The sequence below is a fragment of the Terrabacter sp. P5_B1 genome (assembly GCF_056400505.1).
Genome location: NZ_JBFULD010000554.1, coordinates 1 through 1351 on the forward strand (window position 1 = coordinate 1; position 1351 = coordinate 1351).

Here is a 1351-nt window from a genome sequence, read left to right on the forward strand (position 1 = left end):
GGCGCACACCGACCGCTCGGCCCACGGGGCGCACCGCGCCGCGCCGGCCCGACGCGACGGGCCCGGGAGCTCCTGCGCCGCACCGCACGATCTTCGACGCCCAGGGCACCCAGACGACGCCGGGGACGAAGGTGCGGTCCGAAGGTGGTGCGCCCAGTGGCGACGACGCGGTCAACCAGGCCTACGACGGACTCGGCGCGACCTGGGAGCTGTGGTCGACCGCCTACGGCCGCGACTCGCTCGACGGCAAGGGGATGCCGCTGCTCGCGAGCGTCCACTACGGCCGCAACTACGACAACGCCTTCTGGGACGGCACGCAGATGGTGTTCGGCGACGGTGACGGCGTCATCTTCGAGCCGTTCACCAAGAGCCTCGACGTCATCGGCCACGAGCTCGCGCACGGCGTCACCGAGCACACGGCCGGCCTGCTCTACCAAGGGCAGTCGGGCGCGCTCAACGAGTCGATCTCGGACGTCTTCGGGGTCCTCGTCAAGCAGAAGGCCCTCGGGCAGAGCGCGGCGCAGGCCGACTGGCTCGTGGGTGCCGAGCTGCTCAACCCCTCGGTCAAGGGGCGGGCGCTCCGCGACATGCGCAACCCCGGCACGGCCTACGACGACCCGCGGCTCGGCAAGGACCCGCAGCCGGCGGACATGGCCCACTACGTCGACACCCAGGACGACAACGGCGGCGTCCACATCAACTCCGGCATCCCCAACCGCGCCTTCGTGCTCGCGGCCGAGGCGATCGGCGGCAACGCGTGGGACGCCCCCGGGGCGATCTGGTATGCCGTCCTGTCGGGTGACGGGATCAAGGCGGACTGTGACTTCGCGACCTTCGCAGGTCTCACCGTGGCCGCGGCCGGGACCATGCACGGAGAGGGGTCCGCCGAGCAGAGTGCGGTGCGGTCGGCGTGGGAGCAGGTCGGCGTGCTGGCGGCAGGTGCCGAGGTGCCCCCGTCCACCGGTGCGGGGCAGGGCTCGGACGCCGGCTCCGGTGGTGACCGTGCGGGCAGCCGTGCGACGCCGGGAGCCGATACCCGGGTGGTGTTACGGCGCAGCGGCGGCTTCGCCGGCCTGGTGCGCGAGCGGCGGGTGGCACTGGGCGAGCTTCCCGAGCGGGACGCCAGGGACTGGCAGCACCTGCTCGGGGCGCCGACGCTCCAGCGCATCGCGGCCTCGACCGAGGGCACCCACCCCGACGCGTACATCTACTCCATCGTCTGCGACGAGGTCGGCTGTGACGTGATGATCCACGAGCCGCACCTCCCCGAGGCCATCCACTCCCTCTTCGAGCGCACCCTCGCCGACGACTGACCCGCTCCGACCGTCGAGTGCCCACGAACCCGTTGCCC

General features: G+C 72.5%; 1 protein-coding gene. It reads left to right on the forward strand.

The window, feature by feature from the left end; all coding sequences use genetic code 11:
* Positions 1-1313, forward strand: a 1313-nt coding sequence (locus AC1DP0_RS21915; RefSeq protein WP_478088700.1) for a protealysin inhibitor emfourin, incomplete at its 5' end; no start/stop codon positions are given.
* Positions 1314-1351 lie beyond the last annotated feature (38 nt).